This is a genomic window from Vibrio sp. Isolate24, assembly GCF_022398215.1.
Lineage (GTDB): Bacteria > Pseudomonadota > Gammaproteobacteria > Enterobacterales > Vibrionaceae > Vibrio > Vibrio coralliilyticus_A.
In genome coordinates this window covers 1-20,098 of sequence record NZ_JAKEUU010000001.1, presented here as the reverse complement: position 1 = coordinate 20,098, position 20,098 = coordinate 1, and the positions used below count along the sequence as shown (strand labels likewise).

The window sequence follows — 20,098 nt, the reverse complement described above, 5'->3', positions numbered from 1 at the left end:
TGGATATAAAACCATGAGTATACTTACAATTCAAAATCTTACGTATCACATTGGCGAAAAAACACTCTACCAGAATGCCAGTTTTACGCTTTTTCCGGGCGAACATATCGGGGTAACCGGGAAAAATGGTGTCGGTAAGAGCACACTATTGAAACTGTTGCAGTCGGACTTATTACCTGATGGCGGTGACATCACGTGGCAGCCGGCTGTGCGAATAGGCTATTTAGATCAGCATGCTGTAATGAGCTCAGCTATGACTGTTCGTGACTACCTGCACACTGCATTTGCCGATTTATTCAACCTTGAATCCGAGATGATGGCGATCTACGCATGCCCTGAGAAATGTATGCAGAAGAGCTCTCTAGCCCGAGCCGCCGAAATTCAGGCATCTCTGGAAAGCCAAGCATTTTATACCATAAACAATCGGATTGATGCGGTTGCCGACGGGCTTGGCATTATTCAGTTTGGGATGGAAACTCCGCTAGGAGAGTTAAGTGGTGGGCAACGACACAAAGTAATGCTGGCTTCTCTGCTGCTGATTTCACCTGATGTATTGTTGCTCGATGAACCAACCAACTACCTCGATACCATTCACGTTGACTGGTTGGCCGAGTTCCTGAGCAGCTTCGATGGTGCATTTATGGTGGTATCGCATGACCGAGCTTTTCTGAACCGGATCACGACAGGGATTTGCGATATTGATCATCAGCAAATTCGCAAATATCGCGGCAACGTCGACAAAGCCATGGAACAAAAAGCCAATGATGACGCCGCTCATACAAAGCAATATCTCGCACAAAAAAAACATATCGACAAGCTGGAGCGGTTTATCGCCAAAAATGGCGCTGGAGTGAATGCGAGCATTGCCAATGGTCGGAAAAAGCAGTTGGCCAAAATGACTCGGCTGAGCGCTCCGGAGCAGAAGAAGTCTGTCTCAATAAGATTCCAGTCAACTTCGCACAGTGTACATCAAGTCTTAGCTGCCACAGATCTGGAAATTGGTTATAGCAAGCCGTTACTACCTAAAATGGATTTCAATATTTTGCAGGGAGAAAAGGTGGTCATTGCTGGTTTTAACGGTATTGGCAAATCCACGCTGATCAAAACACTGGTCAGCGAGATTACGCCTATTGCTGGGAATATCGACATATCACAAGGGGTGAAACTGGGCTATTTCGAGCAAGAGTTGCATTGGTACGACCCGCAGGCAACGCCGGTAAGTTTAGTCAGATCAGCCTGCCATGGCTTAGATGACAAAGCAGCACGACAGCACTTAGCTCGATTTGGCCTATCTGGAAAACTGACATTACAGCCAATTCACTCACTCAGTGGAGGGGAGCAAACCAAAGTGAAGCTGTGCCGCTTAGCTTTACAGCCAACAAATCTATTGGTGCTGGATGAGCCCACCACACACCTAGATGCCAGTGTGAAACAGGCTTTGCAACAAGCACTAATAGATTACAAAGGCACGTTGATTTTAGTGTCTCATGAACGAGAGTTTGTCGCCGGATGGCCAGATAAAGTGATCAATATCCAAACGATGCACAGTCACTAACTCTGCGTTAACTTAAAGAATAAAAATGAAAATTCTATTGTTTTTTATTGCATTTTTAGTTGGTGCAGATGAGCTGATGCTAGGGCCAATTCTGACTCCAATAGGAAAAGATCTCGGTGTCGCTCCTGAGCGCGTCACTTTATACATCACAGCCTATAGCCTTGCACTTGCATCGATTGCTCCCTATCTAGGGGCATATTCCGATCGTTATGGGCGACTTAAGATCATGATTCCAGCCTGCCTACTATTTGGTTTGGCGTCTATTGCCACTGGCCTTGTGGACAACTTTGAAGCAGGGCTGATAACGCGAATAGCCACTGGGCTGGCAAGTGCTGGCATGTTACCACTTGCCTTTGCGTTAGCAGCTGACTCCAGCGGTGAGGACGCGATGAAACAAATTGCTTGGGTGCAATCTGGTCTGACACTGGGAATGATATCCAGCCCAGCCCTGGGTGCTGTTTTAGCTGAAGTATTATCTTGGCGAGCCGCGTTTTTACTGCTCGGTTTCTGCGCATGGTTTGTTGCAGCAGCATTGGCCTATATATCCATGCAGAGGCAAATACCTAGCCGGCAAGCGATAGAAGCTAAAAATGCACATCACGTTGGCAAGGTCTGGCAGATACCTGGGGCTGCTGGGGCACTACTTGCCATGTGTTTCGGCTTAGGCGGTGGTATTGGGCTATTTAACTTGATTGGTCAACACCTAAAAGATACGCAGGGAGTTTCGATGTGGGTCATTGGCAGTTTGTATACGATTTTAGGTTGCATCAGCGTGATAGGAAACTTACTCATGCCTAGACTGGCTAAGCGCCTAGGAAACGGACGCCAACTCATGAGAATCGCCTTAGGAGTTTGCGTGATCGTCAGTGTATGGTTTTATCTGCTGCCAACACAAAGCCTATACGTTCTGTTATTTCCGCTGGCCTTATGGGCACTGGCAGGTGGCATAGGCTCTCCCGCTTTACAAGGCTATATAGCAGAGCTGTCTACTCAGCATCGCGGTGTGTTGATGTCGCTAGCAATGACCATGATGCACTTAGGTGTGGCCATTTGGTCTGGTGTCGCTGGCTTTGCCTACACTGAAGGACCAATGGGTATGGCATTGTTGGCTGTGGTTCTGTTTGGGGTAGCAATGACGGCCTTGAAACCAGTGCCAAGAAACTTAGCCTAAACCTAATATACAAAGCCGCCCTCTTCGAAGGCGGCTTTGATGTTCATCTCCTTTAAAGGTTACCTATTGAAGCAAGTCACTCAAGGAGCCTTGTTGTATTAGACAATGTGCAACGAGTCGTGCCTTGTCATTACTGGGGGTTTAAACCAAGTGTTTGCAGAACCAGCTTGAAGTTATCTTGACGCTCTTTCACTGCATGCACTTCGCCACTGACCGGACAAGTATGGTCTGGACAACCTCTGTTAACGATGCCGGATACCGCATCAATAAACTCAGTACCTTTTAAGCCTCCATCAACGTACTTTTTCAGTTCTGTGTAGTAGTTCCAGTCAGCGTAAGGGCCACCTTCATCATTGTATGCCTGCACTGATGTTACCCAGTAAAACAAGCCTGCAATCCATTTGATCTCGCGGTTTTCCTCAGAGCTACAAATCAGCCCAGGGTTAGAACAGAAGTCTAGATCCGCATAGAGAGGATTCGCTGGAGGCGCTTCAACGGTTACACCATTGACAGTGGTGCCAATAGTATCAGGGTCAACATGTGAGCGGCCCATGAAGTGATTCAACGTACCAAAGTTCTGACGCCCCGTCGTTTGAATAACACCACGGCCCCACCAACCACAGCCTTGGACTGTGCCGTTAGTATCTGAACCATCCCAGATAAACTTACCCGCTTTTTGCTCAGCGTAGACTTTACATTCATCACGTTCCCAAACCTGTTTAGAGGTATCAACAACGCTAGGAACCTCATTACAATGACCGTTGTTTGTCCATCGACCGACATTACCATTGACCAACAGACCTTGTTCTTCCAATACAGAATCTGGCGCTGCAAAGATAGGCGCTGGAGCACCGTACCACTTAGCATTCGTTAATGCACTGACTTCCATTTTAGGGTCACGAGGACAAGAATAAGGATGATCCTGCCCAGTCACTGGATCCATACCATAATCCGCATACTTCTGACCAAGTTGACCACAACTTGCAGTCATTGGGTAGTCGACGGGAGCACCGTATCGAACTTCAGACCAGTTGTTTTCATCACAAGCATTATAACGAATCGTCTCCTGCATACTTTGTGATAAGAAAGCGGCAATGGCGACTTTAGCGTAGATCGTATTGGTCGCGTCATCCGCTGCATCATCCAGCAGCCAGAAAGTATTCCCCGCAACACCAACGTTGTGCATTGAGTTAAGCCCAGCTAAGAAGTCTGCCCATTTATACACAGTCGACGGAATCCATTGAGACTGAGGCGTTTCAAATAGGAAAGCTTGGTTATTCATTGCCGTTTCTGCACTGGCTAACTCGTTATTGAGTGACTCAATTCGCGTTAGAGGCCCGCTGGTCACACTTTCACCAACATAATAAAGCGGGACAGGTGCATTCTGGTAACGAGCAATTTTAGCGCTAAGATCAGCAGAAGCAGAATCAAAAGAAATAGCAAAAATATTACTGTGAGCCGCTTTGCGAATATGGCTTTCTCCTGCAGTGTTGCCGAGGAAATAAGCTGAAGCCTGTGATGTGGGCAGAGAGGAGAGCAAAGCCGGTGTTTGTAGATAATCCGTGACTTGCTTGACATACTCCAACGCGTAATGCCATTGGTTGTCTGATAATGAAGGGGATGAGCTGGATTTAGTGAACGCAACAAAGTCTGCTTTTGTCAACGAATCCGCTTTGTACAGTTCAAAGCTAGATAGTAAATCTGATGTCGCACCAGACGCTGCATTCCAAACCGCCCTGCGACCCGAATGAGTATCGTAAGCAAAGTCTCCAATGTTGAGTACCCAACCGAAGGTGGCTTGTGGCGCCAATGTAGAGATAACAAGGTTGTACGCTTGCGCCCAGCCTTGAGCGTCATCGGTAAGCGCATTAATATCATTGATGTCGATTTGACTGCCCGTCGTGTCAACCGCTGACGTTAAAGCCTGCTTAACAGCAATCACACCCAGACCCTTTCCTTTATCTACTGTTGCCACATCCAACACATCGCTGTTGATGATGATTGACGTTGTGCCTGCAACCTCAACATCTTGGATAAGTGAAACAAACGCGTTGGTTAACTTAGTGATGTCCGACAAGTTTTGACTATTGATTGTATCGACAACTAATGTAGAAGGTGCATTCAGTGTTGCGGGGCTGGTCACCACAAAATGGCTCGGCCAACCATTCACTTCAAGCCTTACTGGATCCATAGGGTTTGGCAAAGAAAGTAATGGCGCAGTACCAGGAGGCGTATTGTCACAATTTAGGTGATGAGACCAACTGCCATCACTTCCGGGAATTGACGATGTCCACCAGTTTGCTTCATAAGCAATGTTGTCTTTAACCATGACATCACCACCATTTGCGTGGTCACCTTGCGTCCAGTCAGGGTAGATATTGAACTCTGAACATAAGCCATCAACGGGCCCCGGTGTCGGATCTGGCGTCGGCTCCGGTGTTGGTTCTGGATCCGGTGTGGGATCGGGTTCTGGCGTTGGGTCAGGGGTCGGCTCAGGGTCAGGCTCTGGGGTTGTATCACTAATCAACTTCCAAGGTGAGTCCCACTCATTAGCATAGTCATCAGTTGGGCTCTGCCCTACATTAACCCACCATTTGGCCTCATAAATTTGCCCATCCACCGTTACTTGCGTTCCACCAGAATAGGTTTTAGTCGCATCATACGGCTCTGCTGCAAATAAGTGCCCACTTAGAAGCACACACGCCAATGAGGTCGCTATCTTATTAATCCTAAACATAATTTTACCTTTCAGTTCATTATCTTATTTCACGTTTATAGGAGTGAAGTGTTTACTTATTTATAAAATAATCTTCTAAAAATAAGTTAGCAGTTCTTGATAGCAATATCAGACCAAACGTTAGGATTTATATTGTTATGCGGCAAATATCACGCAGAAACGAATGAAAAGGGCTCAGTTAGTTAACAGGTTAAAATAACTTAATTACGAATTGTTCTGCTCAATGAGCATGCTTCAAGTAAGCTCTAGAAAATTGAGAGGGGATCGAAAAAGAAGAAATGCAGGTGCTTGAAAGAATAGAGAATATTACTCCTTTAGCAGATGTTCGTCCGCCTGAGTTGTAATCAAGTCAGGCGGACTCTATATACTTATTTGGTATGGAATATTTGCTCTGTCTCTAAGGACGTCATAGCTCTGATTTGACGCCATAGGTAATAGAAAATACCGAACATCATCAACATGCTTGGAATCGCAATGGCTGGATAGCTGTACAAAGTGAGCTTGCCCAGCTCTTCGTTAAATTCAGGCGTGCCCGCAGGGCTAGTAACAATCCAAGTTGCGAGGAAATAGTTCATCGCAGAAGAAAACGCAAAGGTACTGGCGAATAAATAGTTTGATGACATCAGGCATCGCTCAAATTCTTGAGATTTACCGTTTTCTTCAAGGCGTTTGGTGATCAAAGAAAGGTTTAACACCGTGTCGTTCAAGAGCATCTTTTGCATTAGTGGGTAACGAGTAAAAGTAGAGCCTAATACCGCTAAGCCGATCAGGCCTGGAATCAATGCTTCTTTTAGAGCCAACCAACGCGTATCAAGCTCCAACAGACCGATACCGCCTGTCAGTAACACACTGACAAAACCAAGTGCGGAAATGAAGTTGAACTTCTTATTACGGATAAGATCCATACCGCCGTAACCGATAGGGAAAAGCAAAGCGACCACAAGCGCCATTGCCGTGCCTAGGTGCTCTTCACCACTAAACTTCATCAATATGAATGAAGGGATGAATACGTTAAAAAGGATCTCAAATAATGGGTTCGACTTTTTCGCCGTCGTGTTGCTCATAATTTCCTACTAACTCTATTATGTCGGCTGCTATTTACTTTGGGGGAAGTGTTCATTGCTTAGCGCAAGATGTAAAGCGCTAAAATGTCGAGTTGTGTAACGACTTATTAAATACATAAGCAACCAATACATTGACTCAAATGATACGTAACCCCACTCACGTCAACTCTATCACAACGCTAAGCGCAGGACTTCTCTTCATTTCACAGCGTCAATACTCTCCAACGGTGTGGCCTGACTACCTCAAGCCACAATCTGACTGGCTCCTACCCTGCATTTCTGCTTGAGATCGTCACATTTTCCTGTACTTTACCTGATATTCGCTTGAGCACTTTTCGAGCCTTTCGCTTTCTGCATTTTTAGGTAAACACAACATGTCGCTTTCAGATATCAAATTCATCGCTGCCGATATGGACGGCACTCTGCTGGACGAAAACAGCCAACTAAACCCTGAATTCTTCGAACTATACGAACAGCTTGAACAGAAACAGATCATTTTTGCGGCGGCATCGGGACGTCAGTATTACAGCCTGATGGAGACTTTCTCTCCAGTTAAAGATCGTATGATGTTTGTCGCTGAAAACGGCACGCTGGTCATGCACCAAGGCAAAGAGCTTTACAGCTGCACGATTGATGGCAGTGCCATTGAAGCCATCATTCAGCAGGCACGAGCAATTAGTGGAACACACATTGTGCTTTGCGGTAAAAACTCAGCTTACATCGAAACGCAAGATCCTCGAGCGTTGGAAGAGTTTGCCAAGTATTACCACCGCTGCGAGTATGTTGAAGATCTACTCAGCGTTGAAGAAGAGTTCATTAAAATCGCCATTTGCCACTTCGATGGAACTGAAGAACTCGTGTTCCCCGCCATGAACGAGCACTTTGGCGACAGTCATCAAGTGGTGGTGAGTGCTAAGATCTGGCTGGATGTGATGAATGCAGAGGCTTCAAAAGGCGCAGCTATTAAACATCTCCAACAAACGCTTGGCTTTAGTCATGAACAAACCATGAGCTTTGGCGACTACCTAAATGACTTAGAAATGCTCAAAGAGAGCTACCACTCCTACGCAATGGAGAATGCTCACGACACCATCAAGCAGGCCGCTCGATTCCGCGCACCAAGTAATCGAGAGAATGGCGTCCTTCAGGTCATTAAAGACAAGCTGCTTTAAAGCGCATCAATTTAAAGCCCGTCACCGTCGTTCTTGGGCTTTTTCTTTCTCCGATAGTTCTGCGAGTTGCTGCGTGATTTCTTCTTGCCTCTTGGAGCAGCGTTCAACTGCCTCTGCGGTCACCTTAAGGGCTTTGGCCATCTGAGACACATTGTGTGTTGCACTGAATACCGTATTCTGAAGTGGTCTTAGCAATAACCAGTACACGGCACCAATGATAGCGATCAAGATGACACCAACTAAAGCGACGATCAACACGATCTTCAACTGCAAATCGTCGAAAAATCGCTGACTCTTTTCACTCACCACTTGTTGCGAGTGCTGAATGGCGGCAGGGAAGCTAGCAACAGACTCTCTGGAGATGGAGACCAGCTGATTGAGGTTGGAAATAGTCTCACTCAACGTCTGCTTTTGTTGTTCAGTCAGATTATCACTGTGCGCAATACCATCGAGAGCGCCAGCAATATTATCCAATGATGCACGAGTTTGATCGATGGACTTCTCTATCCCTTCCAACTCCAGCGTCACATTAACGTCAATAAAAGCACTATCCTTTTCACTCTGTTGTTCTGCTGCCACATCGATAGATATCAGCGCTAACCACAATCCAATCCAGATCCTCATGTCTTTACTCTCATTGTTTCCATTCCCCCTATCGGAGGATTTGATCTGATGGTTTGTTGCTTACTGGCGAAGAATGAGTCTCCTGGTATGCAACAGCGGCCTCCCGCCCCATATATTTACCTAATGTTCTGACTGGTACCGAAGTCAGGTCGACGACAATCAAGCCATCCAGCGCAAAGTTAAAGGCAGGGTCAACATTAAAGCAAACCAGCTTACCGTTCATTCCGAGGTATTGTCTCAATAACACAGGTAGCCCCATGCCTTGCTCAAGGCGACTCAGCACTTTAGAGAGCAAGGGTAAATCAGCCAATGAACTCAGCATGTCCGGACGCCAGAATTCCTGACCACTTTTCTCTAGTGGTGTTGTTGGCGATACAAGCTTTGCTTTCTCTTCATCGTAATAATGGACAGACATTACCGATGCAATCAGCTGTCTCGCGACCGGGCTGTAATCATTGCTGATACTGACCGGACCAAATAAATGTGTGTATTTCGGATGGCGCTCAACAAACTTGGCGATGCCTTTCCATAACAGGAGTAAGGAGTGCATATTGCGTTGGTATTGTTTCGACACCACGGAACGCCCAAGCTCAATCGACTGACCCAAAGTATCAACAAACGCTTCGTCATAGTTGAACAAGCTGGTGGAATACAGCTGCTCTATGCCACCTTTAGCGATCAGTTCATCCACAAGACCTAAGCGATAAGCACCCACTAAATCTTGGTTTGCACGGTTCCAGACAAACAACTGATGGTAATGCGGGTCAAATCTGTCGATATCGCACGATAAACCGCTGCCTTCACCGACTTCACGGAAGCTCTCTTCACGCACACGGCCAATCTCCTCCATCATGTGTGGAATCACATCCGTTGGAGCGCAGTAAACATCAAAGTCACCTTGTTCGAGGAGCTTGTATTGTTCAATCTGCGACAACTCATTCTCCAATATGGCAACACCAACAGGGGCAATGATTGGCTCGGCATCATCCGTCTGTAGTGCAGACATCTGTGGCTTTCCCATACTGCCCATTAAATACGTGTTCAGGCGGAAGTACTGGGTAATGTCTTCTTCATCCTCAAAACCTTTGATTTCTGAGAATGGGATAGCATTGCCGATTGATACGGATATCGTCTGCCCTGATTTGTTCAGCAGTTCACGTCCAAGTAGCGCTGTTCTCAGCAAAGGGTGGATTCGTCCCGCTTGATAGAAGAGCTTGCTGTTCATGCCATTGATAAAAACCGGCACCGTTGTCGCTTCAGCATGCTTCACAAACTTGGCGACGGACTTACTCCACGCTTTATCGGTGATTTTATTTTCATTCGCCTGCCAAGCAGAGACTTCGCCAGCAGGGAAGATAATCAACACCCCACCCTCTTTGAGGTGCTGATTGGCTTCTTTGATCGCTTTTCTGTTGGTCTGTCTGGCTTGTTCTCCACCAAATACGTTCACTCCAATGAACAGGTCATCCAGTTCAGGAATGCGTTTTAGCAGTTCATTCGCCAGCACTTTTACGTCCTTTCGCGCCTTAGAAATCAGAGACGCTAGAATTATCCCTTCAATGCCACCAAACGGATGGTTAGCAACAATCAGCACCGAACCTTCGGTGGGGATATTTTCCAGACTGCCATGGTCGACTTCATACTGGGTGCCAATTCGGTTGAGCGCTTCTTGCATAAACTCAAAGCTGTCTTCCGGCAAGATATCTTGCTTGTAGAGGGCGTCGAGCGTTGATAAACCCGTTGCCCACTCTACCATTGACTCACCAATACCAAACGGCGTTTTTCGTGGCAATCTGAAAGGACTATCCAACATATTAAGCTCCTTTTGCTAGCAAGTTATGCGTAAACGTTCCTTCCGTTTTCACGTCACGGATGAAGAGGAATACACCGCACGACCAAACAATACATGCCATACCGAATAGCAAACCACCGTCGTCACCAACAATCTCACCCATAGCGTTGAACTCGGGCATAACAATGCCTAGTGGAGTGAATAGGTGGAAGAAAATCGCACCTGTCATGATGCCTGCACTCATTGCCGCACCAACACCGTGTAAGCGAGTAAACAGCAGGATTGAAGCAATCAGCTCAGAAAAACCAATTAAGTAACCACCGTAAACACCAAACCATTCAATCCCTGACCATTCTCCCAACGTGCCAAATATATGGTCCGTCTCGTAAGAACCAGAAAACTTGAAGAACAACGATTGAATAAAAACAAAGGCAATGAACGCTGAAGGAATATGCTTAATCGGAGAAAATTTCATACAAAGCATTCCTTATTCGTTAACCAGAGATGGCCAGTTGATATCAGCTTGTTTGATATGGCCCACTCGATCGTCATCCCACCAACTTTTCACATCCGCATCGTAGTTCAGGTAAAGCTTGCCATCGACAATCGCCCACTGTTTTGGATCCGCTGACGCAAAATCGTTTTTAGCTGAAATCGCCCACGCACAGTAACCACCGTATTGAGGAGCGTAAGCTTTAGGGTCTGCTTTAAATTTGTCTAAATTTTCCTGAGAAGAGAAATACCAGTCAGCGCCCTGATACTCAACTTGCCACTTGCTATCTCCTTTGACAGGTTTGCCTTCGGTAAAATAGGCAACCGTGTCATAACCGCTCACTGCCTTGCTACTGAAAATTCCGGTGTAGATTTTATCTGCTGACCAAGATGGGAAGCTGGCTAGCATGATTAAAAGGGCAAAAAATTGCTTCATTTGAAAACTCCTTGTTCTACAACGTCAGCCTTCAAACAACTTTGTGTGGTTCGAAAATCAACATTGCGGTGGTTGTCGATTGATTGGTAATTCATCTCTTGTTTAGTAGAACACACGACAACTGAGGTAAAACTTACAGTGCGAGCGTCATTTCTTTCCATAAGAGGAGAAAGGTGGGGATAGCTTTCATCAAACGTCTGATGAAAGCGTTGGCCTATCTCTTCATCTGGCGTCGTCAACACCAATTCGTTAAACAAGCTTAGGCGATATTGTCTCGCTTCTTCGTAGTGCAAAGCCGCTGAGACTATCGGAGCAGACGCATGTGAACGCCTGAGCTGATCACCATCCCAAGTCCATAACACGGTTTCATTCGCTGTTCTGCGCGTATCGAAAGAAACCACAGTGAAAGGTGCAAAATGTGTGAGTCCCATTTCCAACAATCGAGCATCGACAGTCTGACTGGAACAACTGCTAGCAAGACGTTTAATGATCATACCCCGACTGGTTAGCGGACCTTTTGGTGTCTTCCCTTGGTAGAAGTTAAGCAGACACACAGTAACACCGTGCTCGTTGGCGGAAATCCAACTGCCTCCACCCACAGGGTCAATCGGCATCACACAGTGCACACCATCAATGACCAGACTTTGTGGCTCAAGCGCTGGCAGGCGAGAACGCTGCTCATCGCGATTGAAATAAACCTCGTAGTGGTTATTGCCATGGTAAACCCAAGATAATGTACACATAGATTACTGCGCCCTTTGGTAAGTTGCCGTCGTTGGTGCGACGCCAAAATGGCTATCTGATGCTACGCCTCTTAACGAAGCCACGACTTTCGCCATCGCAAAGTGATGAGTAGCGTGGAGCGCGGCGAAGGTAATTTCACGGACAAAGGTCGAAGTTACTTCTTCAACGTGCGTTTGAGAGAGCATCACTTCTGTTTCAACTTGAACAGGTTGATTCAGTTCATTGGCTGGTAAACCAAACAGCCACTCAATCAGCTCAGCGATTTCCTGCTTAGCGACATTAATATCTCGCTCGACGTTATGACCGCGGCGGCGAACGTTGTAATCAATTTTGTCACGGTCCAAACGAATAGCATGAAATAGGTCGAGCCAATGACGGTAGTGCTCACCAATCGAGCTGCTCACATGAGGCTGGGAGATATAAGTATAATCTTCCGGTTGCAGCGTTTCTAAAAACTCGTAGCCCTGATTGAGCGTCTCAATGCAGCCGACAACGGCCTGAGAAGTCTGAGATTTAGCAAGCATGGCTGAAAGCGTCGAAGTATTCTTCATAAACATTTTTCCTGCGCAGAGCTATTAATCGGTCATGGGATAAAGCTGAGTCAGCAATTTTTCTTCTCGCCACGCCCGTAGTAGCGCACCCAGAGAAGGCGTCTGATGGCCTTGCTGTTTGTGTTTAGAGCCAATTTGATAAAGCAAACGGTACTGTTTAAGCAGCGTACTGAAGATATGCGACAGTGATGTGTCGCTGTCCCAGATATGCGCGGCTTCACTACTCGCACCATTAATTTCGAGAATGTCGAACGCTTCCCCACGCATTAATGCATTGATATCTTTAAATTTCACATCAAGGCGACCGTAGTTAAAACCTTCAAAATCACCGAGAACTTCGTCCAGCTTTTTCTCGAGAGCCTCCGTGATAAATTGATTGCCATCGCGGAAGATACAACCACGTGAATGGCTGCCCGCAAATGCCAACTGAAACTCGTCCCCTTCTGGAATGACTACATCAAGATGTTCGCTATGACGAGGCAAATACAAATGCTGAAGTTTGCCAGCACGTGGGCAGTACTCAATCAGTTGCTTGAGCGAAGAGCGACCATCACCCGTCACACGTGGGGAGTATTTGAGAGTGATGGAAATAACCTTACCTCGCTCCTCTCCCGGTTGTCTGACATAGAATATCCCTGCTTCAGCACTGTAGTCCGAGCGAACTTGCAACAGAAAGCGTCCTTGAGAAGGAAACTGAGCGATATAGTCTTTGAGTTGTTGATCGCCATTCACCAACTTGACCCCAACCCCTCGGCAACCCAAATCAGGCTTTGCCACAAGAGGGTAAGTAATTCCTTGCTGTTTGAGTTGTTCTTTCGCTTGTGTAAACAATTGCGCTTCGTTAGTGTCAGATTTCTCCAACGTAATGAAAGGCAAAATCCACTGGCGTGTCATATCTCCAGCCGCGCTGAAAATGTCGTGTTTGGATTCTCCAACCATGCCGCTGAGTTTGATCGCAGGGTTAGCAATCAGCGGCAGTGCCCAATCTCTGTGATACAGGCTTAATGCTGCACTTTGGACAACCACAGGGGCATAAACGAACCAAGCTGGTAAAAATTCAAATGGCGAGATGACTCTTTTCGGTTCATGGAGAACTGGCATTCCCGCATTGACCTTTCCTTGTGGAATCATTTCGACATTAGCGAGCTGTGTCATAAGAGCCTCTTAAGAACGTTTTTGTAATAATTTTATTGAGCATCCACATTAAGCATAGACCTGCTGGAATCAGCACCCAGCTAACGTGATTCTCTTTCAGCCAGGCCACACTGCCTAACTGGTAGAAGGAACCAAAAATCAAAGCAGTCCAAAGCCCTGTTGCACCAATCACCGCGACAAAAAAGCGCATCATAGGCACATCAAGAAAACCGCTTAGCGTGAAGCCCACGGTGCGCAGGCCAGGAATGAAACGAACAATAAACAGGGTAATAAACGCGCTCTGGTGAAGTTTCTTCTTCACTTGACGGACACGTTGATATTGGAAAATTCGATATCGTAGCAAGCGCACACGTTGCGCACTTTTTCCCATCAGATAGAGGCCAAGATCTCCTGTGGCAATCCCAACGAAGATAGCCGCTAGCGCCATACTCATTGGCATTAACTCTTGTACTGCGAGCGTTGCCGCGGTCACGATGGCTAAATCTTCCAGTAAGTAAGAAAGCAGGATGATGCCAACAAACAGCATTGCGACTGATGTATGCCCAGCGTACAACCATGCCTGTATCTGATTTGCTAACTCCATCTCTAACCTCAGCAATACTTCTTCAAATGTTCAGCGCTACTCGCATAGGCCGGCTAACTATCCATGGCGTTTATTGCTGCGCCATGGTTAACAAGATAGGGAAATCAATAAGAAAATTTCACATACATACAATTTAGTTGAAAAAAAACAGCTAAGGGGGCGAAAAAACAGAGTTTTCCGTAATTCGTACCACTAACGCGCTAAGCTGATGGGCTAAGCTAGAAAAAGCCAAAGATAAGAGAATTTAGTTACAACAACTTAAACAAAGAGACTGTTATTAATTATGATTAATTAAAAATTTGCCGGAGAGCAATACGCGGGTTCCTTTATAGCCATGTTAATTTTAGCCATGAAATAACTCACCCATTGAGGACTAGCTCATGAAGTTCAAGGTATGCACTCGTATACTCTCCCTAGCGTTGTTTTCTATTTGTTCATTTCCGGCCGTCTCACAGACAACACATGTAGAAAAAATTCTAGAACGGCTAGAGGATGCCAACAGTCATCGAGATCACGTCATGATTGTTGCCCATAGAGGCTTATGGATTAAAGATGGCACACCTATCTATGCAGAAGGCTCTTTAACATCGATAAATAAGGCGATCGAATTAGGCATCGAAGCGATCGAGCAAGATATTCGAATGACTAAAGATGGAGTGTTTGTCGGTATGCACGATGAAACGCTTGACCGTACTACAACATGCACAGGGGAAGTCGTAGAAAAGCTTTGGTCTGAGTTAAAAGAATGCAACTTGGTTATCACGGATAACTTAGGAAAAAATAGAGTTGTAACGAATGAGAAAATTCTCAGCTTAAATCAAATCTATCAAGCGATTGATGGCAAAATTCTATTAAATCTTGATAACAAAGTTGGCGTAAATTACTTTCCTGAGATGATTGAAATGGCTCGAGAGCAAGGTGTTGAACATCAACTTTTGGCTACTATCAATCAGAATACGCCTGAACAACGCCAATCAGCCTCACAAATGCTCAATATCATTGGTGAAACAAGTGCCAACTTTCTTCCCAACCTTTATGATTCCCATGTCAATCTAGATGATGTAGAACGTTCACTTCAAGAGTATTCCCCTTCTGCTATGCAGCTGAGAAACTACCACGCTCCTGATGGAAAAATTACTATGGATGGGGGGATCTTGTTTAGTCAAAAAGCAAAACAGCTCGCGAATCGATATAATTCTCATATGTGGATAAACACGCTTTATACGTATAGGGAACAAGCCGGTATGCGCTCAGGTGGACGCGGAGATGAAATGGCAGTTTATGCAAACCTTCCTAGTGAAGTTTACGGCTTTTGGGTAAACCAAGGAGTCACCATGTTTCAGACTGATGAACCTGAGTTTTTGTTGGGCTGGCTGAAAAGTAATGGTTACCGAAAATCCTATAACTAATCGGCTTCCCCATACCTATCTGGGCCATTAGCTGACATAATTTATGGGGTCGACTTGCACAATGATACAAGTCACCCCCTATCGATAAAATCTATATCAAACCGTGGTCATACACAATGTAGCCATGAATTCCACTAGCCTGTCGGCTTGTACTGTATCCACTGCTATCTTGTTCTTTCCCACGTGCTTACATGAAAGACTCTGAGCCAGAACTCTGAGCTTGAGTTTTCATCAGATAACGAGACTGCCATCATCATTAAACTCCCAACAGTCGCCATAAGCGACTTCCCATAGATAGCCATCGGGATCGGAGAAGTAACCGCTATATCCTCCCCAGAATACGTCTTGTGCTGGTTTGACAAGCTTGCCCCCTGCCTCGACAGCGACACGTAGAATGTCATCCACTTCATCTTTACTTCGCGTGTTATGCGCCAACGTAATACCACTAAAACCTGCCCGTTTTGCGGTAAAGTCGGGCGAGACATCATCTGCTAATGCTTCAAGAGGATATAGCGCTAAACAAGTCCCGCGAGTTTTGAAAAATACGATGCCTTCTTCCGGTGTTTGAGCCGATTCAAAACCAAGCTTCGTATAAAAGTCAAACGAGGTTTTAAGCTGGCTGACGCCAAGCGTAATAATGCTGATTCTAGGTTCCATTACAGAGACTCCTTTATTGGTTTCATCCATAGTAGTGCAGATAGAATCACTGTGCTTAATTCAATATCGATTTTGTGTTTTGCCTAACCCGACATAACCATCATTGATTAACATAGTTCGACTTTATTATGACCTGAGTAATTTCGCGGATGTGGCAAGAATCGTAAGTGAAGGTGGGAGTGAGAAAGCTCAATTTGCCGCCTAATCGTGTCAACTAGGCGGCAGAGGTAACCTATTTTACTCAGGGTATAAACGGTATTTTTCACGCATACCGCGATATTCGTCTAATGCGGGCTCCCAGCTTGCTTCGATAACTTTATAGTGCGTGCCTTTATGTAGCTCTTCAAATACGGATGTAGTACCAATCAACTGTGCTAGCCATTCAGGGCGATCGATAATGCAGCGTTCCTCTAAAATATCACCTTCTGTAGGACAAACACTCAGGTAACCCAAGTCACGCATTTTCCAGTACCAACGATATAATGGCTCTAGGGTAAATTTGGTGTCTTCCGGTGGGGCGATACGGTAGCTTTCTCCCCATACATACTCACCTTGTTGTGGCCAAGCTGCAGGATCATCCTCAATTTGAAATTCGTAGTTTATGTACAGATCTGGATCCGGGTAACCTATGACTTCAAAGGGAGTATCGGTACCACGACCGACGCTGATGGTGGTAGCTTCAAACAATCCCAAGGTTGGGTAGTATTGAACCGCTTCATCGGTTTGCAAGTTTGGTGACGGTGGCGTAGGTAGTGAGTAAGGCGTACTGTGAGTATATTCCGGCACCTCGACCACTTTCAGATCTTCATCGTTAAGTTGAATTTCGTTGGCCATCCAGCGCTCGCCATTAATCATCAGAGCCAGTTCACCCACAGTTAGGCCGTGAACAACAGGAATCGGAGCCATACCAACAAAAGACGAGTGTTCCTCTTCCATAATAGGGCCTGCGATATAGTGCCCATTCGGGTTGGGACGATCAAGGATCAGCACTTGACGATCATTTTCAGCAGAAGCCTCCATAACATATTGCATGGTACTAATATAAGTATAAAAACGGACACCGACATCTTGCATGTCAAATACCATAACATCGACGTTTTCTAAATCTTCAGGAGTTGGCTTTTTATTATCGCCGTGCAAAGAGATGATAGGTAGGCCAGTATCTGGGTCGATGCCATCTTCGACATGGTCCCCAGCATCATGATCGCCACGAATACCGTGTTCTGGGGCAAATAAAGTCGTCACATTAACTCCATGCGCTAGCATGGTATCAATGGTATGAGTACCATCTTGAGTATGTGAGGTTGGGTTAACCACCAAACCTACCCGTTTACCTTCAAGATAAGGTAAGTATTCTTCAGTTTGATCCACACCCACTTTAATCTGAGCGTTTTCACTGACATCCTCTTCATCACAGCCGCTAACGAACAGAACGCTAGTCAATACAGCTAAGGAGAGTATTCGTTTCATGTTATTTCCTTATAGTTAAGTTCCATAGTCAGATTGGAACGTAGGGCAATAAAAAGCCCTTCCCCGCGAGGGAAAGGGCTGAGGGCATAGTGGTTATTGTGGGTAGCTAAGTCCGTGGCCAATTTCGTACTTAAGATCGCCCATTTCACCATCTTCATTTTGCTCGAAGATGTTGACTGGCAGTTTGCCAGCTGGGTTGAGATCACCCAGAATCACACGGGCAGCTGCATCCATTGCATTGGCACCTAGGTCAACACCGTTATCATCAACACCATAGTAGTTATAGGTAGCAATAGTGCTGTGAGATACTTCATCAAAAGTAATTTCATCGTATGGTGCACGCATGGTTAGATGAATCACATTTTTATCTTTAGCATGGTTGTACGCATAATCCATCATGTTGTAGGCAAACTGGTTATTATCCACTTCTACCTTACTTTGCGTTTCATTGACGTTAAACACTAGTGAACCAGAGTTAGCTTGCGCGAGCTTGTTGTTTGATACTCCGTAATCACCATTATCTTCAACAGGTGTTGCTTCCGTGGCAGAAGTACCCACAATGATGGTGTCAGCATCGTCAATCTTACGCTTTTCAATTTCTTCTAGGGTATTGGCAATTATTACACCAGATACATTGGTCACGCCATGTTCGATAAGCGCAGCTTTCAGTGCTTCAGCTTCATCACCTTCGCCAGCATCAGGCATGATGATGTGTACTTTGCCAATGCTATGTGCAGGAAGCGGTAATAGATCACCTTCATTAGTGATCAAAGTCATGGCTTTATCAGTGATGTCTTTTTCAATCGCTTGGTGCTCATCATTACCGATGATTTCTTGAGCTTGCGATTGAATATCAGTCAATAGTTGTGCGCCATTATGATTGAGGATATTACGCTCAAGCTTTGTGGTGATAATACGCTCAACGGAGCGATCGATATCAGCTTCGGAGAGTTCACCAAGTTCAACGGCTTCAACCACTTCATCAATCAGTTCCGTAAGCTGATTTTCACCACTTGTTGTGCGGAACAAAGTAGGCATTAAAGCGATATCCACTCCTGCTTGGAAAGTCTTGATAACCGCTTCAGCTTCGCCAAAGTAATCAGCAATACCTGCCATGTCTAACGCGTCAGTAATTGTCAAGCCTTGGTAATTGAGCTCTTCACGTAGCAGCTCAGTTTGAATTTTGTAAGACAGGGTTGCCGGAACCAACATCTCCTCACCGGTTACGCTACTGGTGATGGTTGAATCGTCAAGTGCCGGGTATTGGATGTGCGCCGTCATGATCATGTCCGGTGCTACCCCTTGTTCAATCGCTGTCTTGTATGGCGCTAAATCAATGGCATGGGCTTCTTCTAAGGTTTTATCTACAATCGGTAAGCCGTAATGAGAGTCAACTGCAGTATCGCCATGGCCCGGGAAGTGCTTGAAGGCACCAATAACATTAGCGGCTGCCATGCCTTGTGCCGCTTGGCCGCCAAGAATACCGACTGCTTCTGGGTCTTCACCATAAGATCGAACATTAATCACTGGGTTAAGTGGGTTAGACTGAACATCAACCACAGGGGCAAAATTGACGTTAAAGCCAACAGATCCTATTTCTGTTGCTAATACCTTGCCAGCATCATACGCCAATTGTGAATCACCGCTGTTAAGGTAGGCTGAACCCAGTGCCATGTTGCCCGGTAAGTTAGTGCCTTGGGTACGCGGAAGGCGAACCACATTACCACCTTCTTGATCTATGGTCATGAACAGGCCAACCGGCTGCTCATCTTCAACAGCATCTTGCATATTCCAGATAAGTTCTGCTGTCTGGTCTGTATCAACAAGGTTACTGCTAAATAAAATCACCCCACCCACTTTATTGTGTTCAATGACATGGCGAACACTATCATTTATTTCTGTCAGGCCATCCGTACACTCTGCGTTGCCATCGTCACACCAGTAACGAAAAGACATAACAATTTTCTGAGCAATTTTTTCTTCAAGAGTCATTGATTGCGTAATAGCTTTCGCTTGTTCATCAATGCTCATTGTATCGTCATTACACCCTACTAATGCCAATAGACAGCTAGTAGCTAATGCAGAGACTTTAAAGCCCTTCTTCATGGGTATTCCTTATTTCAACTTCAATATTAAGTGGAGTGAATTTGATAGTTTAAATTAGATTAAAATAATCATAAAACAGTACAACGGAAAAATAATCCACTGCTTTCCACCATTTTAAAGATATGTATAACCCACTTATTTTTCTGAGAAAAAAATCACATTTCTAGCTTTAACACCCCCTTTCAACTATTAATAATATAAACAAAGACAATTAATTATAATATCAAAATTATCAATTATAATTAATTTATATTTAATTAAATGCAAGGGGTAAATTTTAATTGATATAAAGGCAACCATAAGCTTAAGACATGAAATGAGTTTTATTAAATTATATTTAAGTATTTTTTAATTTAACAAACAATATATAAACACAATAA

Annotated in this window: 17 protein-coding genes; 4 read left to right on the top strand and 13 right to left on the bottom strand. The window is 45.2% G+C overall.

What is annotated here, in order from left to right; genetic code table 11:
• The first annotated feature begins 13 nt into the window (after positions 1–13).
• Together L1D23_RS00085 and L1D23_RS00080 are read left to right on the top strand one after the other, a co-directional pair.
• Complete coding sequence (locus tag L1D23_RS00085; protein WP_239863547.1) at positions 14–1,555, top strand: ABC-F family ATP-binding cassette domain-containing protein; 1,542 nt, start codon at positions 14–16, stop codon at positions 1,553–1,555.
• Between the two features lie 25 nt (positions 1,556–1,580).
• Complete coding sequence (locus L1D23_RS00080) at positions 1,581–2,726, top strand: MFS transporter (RefSeq protein ID WP_275667183.1); 1,146 nt, start codon at positions 1,581–1,583, stop codon at positions 2,724–2,726.
• Positions 2,727–2,856: 130 nt separating this feature from the next.
• Here L1D23_RS00080 and L1D23_RS00075 read toward each other — a convergent pair whose 3' ends face one another.
• Entirely contained in the window at positions 2,857–5,463 is a 2,607-nt protein-coding gene (locus tag L1D23_RS00075; RefSeq protein ID WP_239863545.1) for a cellulose-binding domain-containing protein, read from the bottom strand.
• 368 nt (positions 5,464–5,831) lie between these two features.
• Positions 5,832–6,527 (bottom strand): VC0807 family protein, encoded by a 696-nt coding sequence (locus L1D23_RS00070; RefSeq protein ID WP_239863544.1) that lies wholly within the window; start codon positions 6,525–6,527, stop codon positions 5,832–5,834.
• Between the two features lie 374 nt (positions 6,528–6,901).
• Between L1D23_RS00070 and L1D23_RS00065 the strand changes: the two genes are divergently transcribed.
• Positions 6,902–7,699 carry a Cof-type HAD-IIB family hydrolase gene (locus tag L1D23_RS00065; protein ID WP_239863543.1) on the top strand — a complete coding sequence of 266 codons (798 nt, stop codon included), beginning with the start codon at positions 6,902–6,904 and terminating at the stop codon, positions 7,697–7,699.
• A gap of 21 nt (positions 7,700–7,720) precedes the next feature.
• Here the strand turns inward: L1D23_RS00065 and L1D23_RS00060 are convergent, their stop codons facing one another.
• Genes L1D23_RS00060 through L1D23_RS00025 form a run of 8 tightly spaced genes read right to left on the bottom strand, consistent with a single transcriptional unit; the run spans position 7,721 to position 14,076 of the window.
• On the bottom strand, positions 7,721–8,323 hold the full coding sequence (locus L1D23_RS00060; RefSeq protein WP_239863542.1) for a hypothetical protein: 603 nt from the start codon (positions 8,321–8,323) through the stop codon (positions 7,721–7,723).
• Positions 8,324–8,351: 28 nt separating this feature from the next.
• The gene (locus L1D23_RS00055) at positions 8,352–10,136 is read right to left on the bottom strand and encodes a GNAT family N-acyltransferase (protein ID WP_239863541.1); all 1,785 of its coding nucleotides are present in this window, start codon (positions 10,134–10,136) and stop codon (positions 8,352–8,354) included.
• Position 10,137: 1 nt separating this feature from the next.
• On the bottom strand, positions 10,138–10,590 hold the full coding sequence (locus tag L1D23_RS00050) for a hypothetical protein (RefSeq protein WP_006961775.1): 453 nt from the start codon (positions 10,588–10,590) through the stop codon (positions 10,138–10,140).
• Between the two features lie 12 nt (positions 10,591–10,602).
• The gene (locus L1D23_RS00045; RefSeq protein WP_239863540.1) at positions 10,603–11,043 is read right to left on the bottom strand and encodes a YHS domain-containing (seleno)protein; all 441 of its coding nucleotides are present in this window, start codon (positions 11,041–11,043) and stop codon (positions 10,603–10,605) included.
• On the bottom strand, positions 11,040–11,786 hold the full coding sequence (locus tag L1D23_RS00040) for an NRDE family protein (protein WP_239863539.1): 747 nt from the start codon (positions 11,784–11,786) through the stop codon (positions 11,040–11,042). The genes L1D23_RS00045 and L1D23_RS00040 overlap by 4 nt, the downstream gene beginning before the upstream one ends.
• 3 nt (positions 11,787–11,789) lie before the next feature.
• Positions 11,790–12,311 carry a hypothetical protein gene (locus L1D23_RS00035; protein WP_239865310.1) on the bottom strand — a complete coding sequence of 174 codons (522 nt, stop codon included), beginning with the start codon at positions 12,309–12,311 and terminating at the stop codon, positions 11,790–11,792.
• A gap of 51 nt (positions 12,312–12,362) precedes the next feature.
• The gene (locus L1D23_RS00030; RefSeq protein ID WP_239863537.1) at positions 12,363–13,493 is read right to left on the bottom strand and encodes a D-alanine--D-alanine ligase; all 1,131 of its coding nucleotides are present in this window, start codon (positions 13,491–13,493) and stop codon (positions 12,363–12,365) included.
• The gene (locus tag L1D23_RS00025; protein ID WP_239863535.1) at positions 13,477–14,076 is read right to left on the bottom strand and encodes a VTT domain-containing protein; all 600 of its coding nucleotides are present in this window, start codon (positions 14,074–14,076) and stop codon (positions 13,477–13,479) included. Before L1D23_RS00025 ends, L1D23_RS00030 begins: the two co-directional genes overlap by 17 nt.
• 380 nt (positions 14,077–14,456) lie before the next feature.
• On the opposite strand from L1D23_RS00025, the gene L1D23_RS00020 reads away from it, so the two are divergent.
• Positions 14,457–15,485: a glycerophosphodiester phosphodiesterase family protein gene (locus L1D23_RS00020; RefSeq protein ID WP_239863532.1), complete on the top strand. Its 1,029-nt coding sequence runs from the start codon at positions 14,457–14,459 to the stop codon at positions 15,483–15,485.
• Between the two features lie 231 nt (positions 15,486–15,716).
• On the opposite strand, the gene L1D23_RS00015 is transcribed toward L1D23_RS00020, so the two are convergent.
• From L1D23_RS00015 to L1D23_RS00005, 3 genes are all read right to left on the bottom strand, one after another.
• Positions 15,717–16,142 carry a VOC family protein gene (locus tag L1D23_RS00015; protein ID WP_239863531.1) on the bottom strand — a complete coding sequence of 142 codons (426 nt, stop codon included), beginning with the start codon at positions 16,140–16,142 and terminating at the stop codon, positions 15,717–15,719.
• 237 nt (positions 16,143–16,379) lie between these two features.
• Positions 16,380–17,612, bottom strand: a complete 1,233-nt coding sequence (locus tag L1D23_RS00010; RefSeq protein ID WP_239863529.1) for a DUF1343 domain-containing protein — start codon at positions 17,610–17,612, stop codon at positions 16,380–16,382.
• A 93-nt stretch (positions 17,613–17,705) separates the two neighbouring features.
• Complete coding sequence (locus tag L1D23_RS00005; RefSeq protein WP_239863528.1) at positions 17,706–19,718, bottom strand: glycoside hydrolase family 3 protein; 2,013 nt, start codon at positions 19,716–19,718, stop codon at positions 17,706–17,708.
• Positions 19,719–20,098 lie beyond the last annotated feature (380 nt).

Coding starts and splice junctions, on each gene's coding strand:
- L1D23_RS00085 (WP_239863547.1), top strand. CDS start 14: ATGAGTATACTTACAATTCAAAATCTTACGTATCACATTGGCGAAAAA.
- L1D23_RS00080 (WP_275667183.1), top strand. CDS start 1,581: ATGAAAATTCTATTGTTTTTTATTGCATTTTTAGTTGGTGCAGATGAG.
- L1D23_RS00075 (WP_239863545.1), bottom strand. CDS start 5,463: ATGTTTAGGATTAATAAGATAGCGACCTCATTGGCGTGTGTGCTTCTA.
- L1D23_RS00070 (WP_239863544.1), bottom strand. CDS start 6,527: ATGAGCAACACGACGGCGAAAAAGTCGAACCCATTATTTGAGATCCTT.
- L1D23_RS00065 (WP_239863543.1), top strand. CDS start 6,902: ATGTCGCTTTCAGATATCAAATTCATCGCTGCCGATATGGACGGCACT.
- L1D23_RS00060 (WP_239863542.1), bottom strand. CDS start 8,323: ATGAGGATCTGGATTGGATTGTGGTTAGCGCTGATATCTATCGATGTG.
- L1D23_RS00055 (WP_239863541.1), bottom strand. CDS start 10,136: ATGTTGGATAGTCCTTTCAGATTGCCACGAAAAACGCCGTTTGGTATT.
- L1D23_RS00050 (WP_006961775.1), bottom strand. CDS start 10,590: ATGAAATTTTCTCCGATTAAGCATATTCCTTCAGCGTTCATTGCCTTT.
- L1D23_RS00045 (WP_239863540.1), bottom strand. CDS start 11,043: ATGAAGCAATTTTTTGCCCTTTTAATCATGCTAGCCAGCTTCCCATCT.
- L1D23_RS00040 (WP_239863539.1), bottom strand. CDS start 11,786: ATGTGTACATTATCTTGGGTTTACCATGGCAATAACCACTACGAGGTT.
- L1D23_RS00035 (WP_239865310.1), bottom strand. CDS start 12,311: ATGCTTGCTAAATCTCAGACTTCTCAGGCCGTTGTCGGCTGCATTGAG.
- L1D23_RS00030 (WP_239863537.1), bottom strand. CDS start 13,493: ATGACACAGCTCGCTAATGTCGAAATGATTCCACAAGGAAAGGTCAAT.
- L1D23_RS00025 (WP_239863535.1), bottom strand. CDS start 14,076: ATGGAGTTAGCAAATCAGATACAGGCATGGTTGTACGCTGGGCATACA.
- L1D23_RS00020 (WP_239863532.1), top strand. CDS start 14,457: ATGAAGTTCAAGGTATGCACTCGTATACTCTCCCTAGCGTTGTTTTCT.
- L1D23_RS00015 (WP_239863531.1), bottom strand. CDS start 16,142: ATGGAACCTAGAATCAGCATTATTACGCTTGGCGTCAGCCAGCTTAAA.
- L1D23_RS00010 (WP_239863529.1), bottom strand. CDS start 17,612: ATGAAACGAATACTCTCCTTAGCTGTATTGACTAGCGTTCTGTTCGTT.
- L1D23_RS00005 (WP_239863528.1), bottom strand. CDS start 19,718: ATGAAGAAGGGCTTTAAAGTCTCTGCATTAGCTACTAGCTGTCTATTG.